The 5,018-nt window shown below is 61.7% G+C and carries 2 protein-coding genes and 2 pseudogenes; 2 read left to right on the forward strand and 2 right to left on the reverse strand.

From position 1 onward, the window contains the following. Positions 1–853 (forward strand): annotated as a pseudogene (locus tag JHD67_RS20935) (hypothetical protein); the annotation flags it as partial. Further along, the gene (locus JHD67_RS20940) at positions 850–1,452 is read left to right on the forward strand and encodes a hypothetical protein (protein WP_199101082.1); all 603 of its coding nucleotides are present in this window, start codon (positions 850–852) and stop codon (positions 1,450–1,452) included. The pseudogene JHD67_RS20935 and the gene JHD67_RS20940, both read left to right, overlap by 4 nt. A gap of 133 nt (positions 1,453–1,585) precedes the next feature. Here JHD67_RS20940 and lpdA read toward each other — a convergent pair whose 3' ends face one another. Both lpdA and aceF read right to left on the reverse strand, forming a co-directional pair. Then, positions 1,586–3,352 (reverse strand): dihydrolipoyl dehydrogenase, encoded by a 1,767-nt coding sequence (lpdA, locus tag JHD67_RS20945; RefSeq protein WP_199101083.1) that lies wholly within the window; start codon positions 3,350–3,352, stop codon positions 1,586–1,588. Between the two features lie 106 nt (positions 3,353–3,458). Continuing rightward, a pseudogene (gene aceF, locus JHD67_RS20950) lies at positions 3,459–4,850 on the reverse strand (dihydrolipoyllysine-residue acetyltransferase); the annotation flags it as partial. Positions 4,851–5,018 lie beyond the last annotated feature (168 nt).

The raw sequence follows: 5,018 nt of genomic DNA on the forward strand, positions 1-5,018 counted from the left end.
ACGCCACCACGCCGCCCTCAGTTTCTGGGAAGACGCCCAGGCCGACGGGCTCACGCTGGACAAGACCCACTACCACTTCCATCCCGCAGTGTTCGTGGAGGTGTTTAGGAAGTGTGGGTGGTTGAGCAAAGACGAGCTAGCGCGCATCTATCCCAACAAACTCTATTCGTCGCGCGAAACACCCGACCCTGATGCACTGAGAGAACGCTACCGCATTCCGCTAAATCAAGTCATGCGCGAGTACTCGATTAACGCCCCGGCGCGAATGAGTCATTTCCTCGGCCAAGGTGCGGTGGAATCCTTCATGTTTGCACGCATGATGGAGGCCTCGCGAACGCATTTTTCTCAGAGCCTGGAATCGGAAGAAAATGGGTTCTACAAAAATAGTCAGGACAAGTACTTTGAATACCTAGATGGCATATTGGGCAACAGTGACTCCGGAGATGGCATCAAATATCGCGGCCGAGGATTCAAGCAACTCACAGGTCGAGCGAACTATGCAAGTTACTGGATCTATCGAGGCTGGTTGAGATCGAATTCGTTTGACAACTACTGGTGGACAAGAAATTCGCTTCGCAGGCCGATCATCGAAAACCCTCAGCAGATAAGCACCGATGCTTATAACTGTATAGATTCTGGCGGCTGGTTCTGGGCGACTGGCGGAAATCCACAGAAATCCAGGCCAATAAATAGATTGATAAGTGACAGCGAAATGTCGCAGTCAACAGTGAGGGACGTATCTGCCGCCATCAATGGCATTGATTCGAGGACAGGCCAACCGAATGCGCTCGCGGAGCGAACCAAGAATTCAGCTCGAATTGCACTGATTCTATTAAATGAGGCATCCAAATGACCATCCGCTTGGCCCTGATCGCCACACTGATCGTTACGCCACCGTGCGCAGCCACCGGAGTGGATATTGATATTGGTAATGGCGTGAAGGTGGTCGCTCCAAAATTCAAGGAAAAATGGAGCATCGACGATTCACTTAGCGGCAACAAGCAAATTAAGTTCACCTGCGTGGAGTATGCAAGCCCTTACAAGCTCACCGCCTGTTTTACCGCGAACGAATTTTATGCTTCGATCGAAGGTTTTTATTTTTTGCGCTACGGTTCTTTACCGGATAGCAAAAGGGCTAATTATGACGAGCACGATGATGCGTCTTTAGTGTACGAAGGGGGCACCCCTCCTTGGCATTATGAAACAACAGCAGTCAACGTCGGCTCCTTTGGCGTACACGAAGCCCCCAGGACACTCTGTCGAACCGAAGATAACCGGGGTGGCAATTGTTACGTTGCCGCAATACAAAGCCTTCAAACAGGAGCGCCAGCATTTGCGGCAATCGTAACGTCAGAAATAAAGAACAGATCCAATCTCAATGAGCAGGTAGCATGGATTCATCGTTTTCTGAATAACCTTAAAGTTGAGACTCGCTCAAATGCCAAACAATGAATATTCCGCCGCAATAGATTATTCCGGAATCACTGGCGGAGACCATCAGACTCATGGGCGAACGTGTTAACCGATTGAGCAAAGAAAAAGCCCGGGTTTCCCCGGGCTTTCTCTTTGCTCACCGCAATGCCGATTACTTTTTCTTTTTCGGCATGTACAGATCGGTGATGGTGCCTTCGTAGGCTTCGGCTGCCATGCCGACCGACTCGCTGAGGGTCGGATGCGGGTGGATGGTGAGGCCGATATCGGCCGCTTCCGCGCCCATCTCGATCGCCAGCGCAACCTCGGAGATGAGATCGCCCGCGTGTGGACCGACGATACCGCCGCCAACCACGCGGTGGCTTTCCTCGTCGAAGATCAGCTTGGTGAAGCCTTCGGTGCGATCGATGCCGATGGCGCGACCGCTGGCCGCCCACGGGAACTTGCCCACGCCGATCTTGAGACCCTTTTCCTTGGCCTCGCGCTCGGTCACGCCGACCCAGGCGATCTCCGGGTCGGTATAAGCCACCGACGGGATCACGCGTGCGTCGAAGTGGCTCTTCATGCCGGACACTACTTCCGCCGCCACGCGAGCTTCGTGCGTGGCCTTGTGCGCGAGCATGGGCTGGCCCACCAGGTCGCCGATGGCGAAGATGTGCTTCACATTGGTGCGCATCTGCGTGTCGACATGGATAAAGCCGCGATCGGTCACCGCCACGCCGGCTTTGTCCGCGCCGATCTTGTTGCCGTTGGGCGAGCGGCCCACGGCGACCAGCACGCGGTCGAACAGCGAGGTTTCGGGAATGCTCTCGCCTTCGTAGCTGACCTCGATGCCCTTCTTGGTGGCCTTGGCGTTCACCACCTTGGTCTTGAGGTGCACGCCCTTGAGCTTTTTGCCCAGGCGCTGCGCCAGCGGCTTGATGAGGTCGGTGTCCGCGCCCGGGATGATCTGGTCCATGAACTCGACCACGGTCACTTCACTGCCCAGGGCCGAGTACACGGTGGCCATTTCCAGGCCGATGATGCCGCCGCCGACCACCAGGAGCTTCTTCGGCACGTCCTGGAGTTCGAGCGCGCCGGTGGAATCCATGATGCGCTCGTCGTCCCATGGGAAGGCGGGCAGGCGCACGGCCTGCGAACCGGCGGCAATGATGGCGTATTCGAAGCGGATGAGCTTGGTGCCATCGGCCGTCTGGACTTCCATTTCGTTCGGCGACACAAAGGTGCCTACGCCCTGCACGGTGCGCACCTTGCGCTGCTTGGCCATGCCAGCCAGGCCACCGGTGAGCTTGCCGACCACCTTGCCCTTGAAGTCGCGCAGCTTGTCGATGTCGATCTTGGGCGCACCGAAGCTGACGCCATGCGCGGCCATGGCCTCGGCTTCGTCGATCACGGCGGCTGCATGCAGCAGGGCCTTGGAGGGAATGCAGCCTACGTTGAGGCAGACGCCGCCGAGCGAGGCATAACGCTCGACCAGCACGGTGTCCACGTCCAGATCGGCGGCGCGGAAGGCTGCGGTATAGCCGCCGGGGCCGGAGCCGAGCACGACCAGCTTGCATTCGATATCGGGCGTGCGGCCCGAAGCACCAGCGGCCTTAGGGGCAGGCGCGGCGGCGGGAGCCGGCGCGGCAGCCGGCGCAGGTGCCGCGGCCTTGGGCGTTTCAACCTTGGCAGCGCCATCGGTGGCTTCCAGCACGGCGATCACCGCGCCTTCGGACACTTCGTCACCCACCTTGACCTTGAGTTCCTTGATCACGCCGGCGGCGCTGGAGGGAATCTCCATGGTCGCCTTGTCCGATTCGAGCGTAACCAGGCTCTGTTCCTTGGCGACCGTGTCGCCAACCTTCACCAGCACCTCGATCACCGGCACGTTGTCGTGACCGCCGATGTCGGGGACCTTGATTTCGATGGTGCTTGCCATGGGGGAATCCTTGAATTTCTTTTCGCTACGCAGTGAGGGCGGCGCTGGGCCTGCCTCTCACCCCAGCCCTCTCCCCGTTGGGGGAGAGGGAGTTGTCGGCGAGGCGTCAGAGCAGCAGGCGGCGGATGTCGCCCAGTTGCTGCGCGAGGAAGGAAGCGAAGCGAGCGGCCAGCGCGCCGTCGATCACGCGATGGTCGTAGGAAAGCGACAGCGGCAGCACCAGGCGCGGCGCAAATTCCTTGCCGTTCCACACCGGCTTCATGGCGGCCTTGGACACGCCAAGGATGGCCACTTCCGGCGCGTTGACGATGGGCGTGAACGCCGTGCCGCCGATGCCACCCAGCGAGGAGATGGAGAAGCAGCCGCCGGACATGTCGTTGGGGCCGAGCTTCTTGTCGCGTGCCTTCTTGGAGATCTCGCCCAGTTCGGCGGCCAGATGCAGCAGGCCCTTCTTGTCGCAATCGCGGATCACCGGCACCACCAGGCCATCGGGCGTATCCACCGCGATGCCGATGTGGAAGTACTTCTTGAGGATCAGCTTTTCGCCGGTTTCATCCAGCGAGGCGTTGAACTGCGGGAATTTCTTCAGCGCCGCCACCACCGCCTTGATCTGGAACACCAGCGGGGTGACCTTGAGGTCCTTGTTCTCTTCGCCGAGCTTCTTGCGGAAGGCTTCCAGCTCGGTGATGTCGGCATCTTCGTGCTGGGTGACGTGGGGGATCATTGCCCAGTTGCGCGCCAGGTTGGCGCCGGAGATCTTCTGGATGCGCGACAGCGGCTTCTCTTCGATCTCGCCGAACTTGCTGAAGTCGACCTTGGGCCACGGCAGCAGGTTGAGGCCACCGCCAGCCGCCACGGGGGCACCACTGGGGCGCGCGCCGGAGGCCAAGGCGTGCTTCACGTAGCTGGTCACGTCCTCGCGCTGGATGCGACCGCTACGGCCGCTGCCCTTCACCTGGCGAATATCCACGCCCAGCTCGCGCGCGAAGGCGCGAATGGCCGGGCTGGCATAGGGGGCATCGCCCGGCATGACGATGCGCGAGTCGAACGGCGCGCGCGCAGTGGGGGCCACGTCGCCTTCCGGCGCGTTGCCAGGCAGCACGCTGCGGCCGCCCTGCGGGGCGGGCTTTTCTTCGACCTTGGGGGCTTCGACCTTGGCCGGAGCGGCCTGCGGGGCCGGGGCCGCGGCCGGGGCGCCACCCGCCGCTTCGATCAGGGCGATCACGCTGCCTTCGGACAACTCATCGCCGAGCTTGACCTTGATTTCCTTGACCACGCCGGCGAACGGGGCCGGCACTTCCATGGTGGCCTTGTCCGATTCCAGCGTGATCAGGCCCTGATCCTTGGCAACGGTGTCGCCCACCTTCACCAGGATTTCGATGACCGGCACATCGCTGCTGCCGATATCGGGCACGCGCGCTTCCTGCACGCCGCCGGAACTGGCAGCGGCGGCCGGCGCGGGCGCCGGAGCGGCAGCGGACTTGGCGGGCGCCTCGGCCTCTGTCTCTTATACACATCTCCGAGCCCACGAGACCCGTGACCGAATCTCGGGTGGGGGGGGGGGGGGGTGAAGGGGGGGGGGGGGGGGGGGGGGGGGGGGGGGGGGGGGGGGGGGGGGGGGGGGGGGGGGGGGGGGGGGGGGGGGGGGGGGGGGGGGGGGGGGGGG

Origin of the sequence: Dyella sp. ASV21, from assembly GCF_016428975.1 — a bacterium.
Taxonomy (GTDB): domain Bacteria; phylum Pseudomonadota; class Gammaproteobacteria; order Xanthomonadales; family Rhodanobacteraceae; genus Dyella.

What these genes read in the sequence shown, in the direction of transcription:
- JHD67_RS20940 (WP_199101082.1), top strand. Translation starts at nt 850, where the DNA reads ATGACCATCCGCTTGGCCCTGATCGCCACACTGATCGTTACGCCACCG.
- lpdA (WP_199101083.1), bottom strand. Translation starts at nt 3,352, where the DNA reads ATGGCAAGCACCATCGAAATCAAGGTCCCCGACATCGGCGGTCACGAC.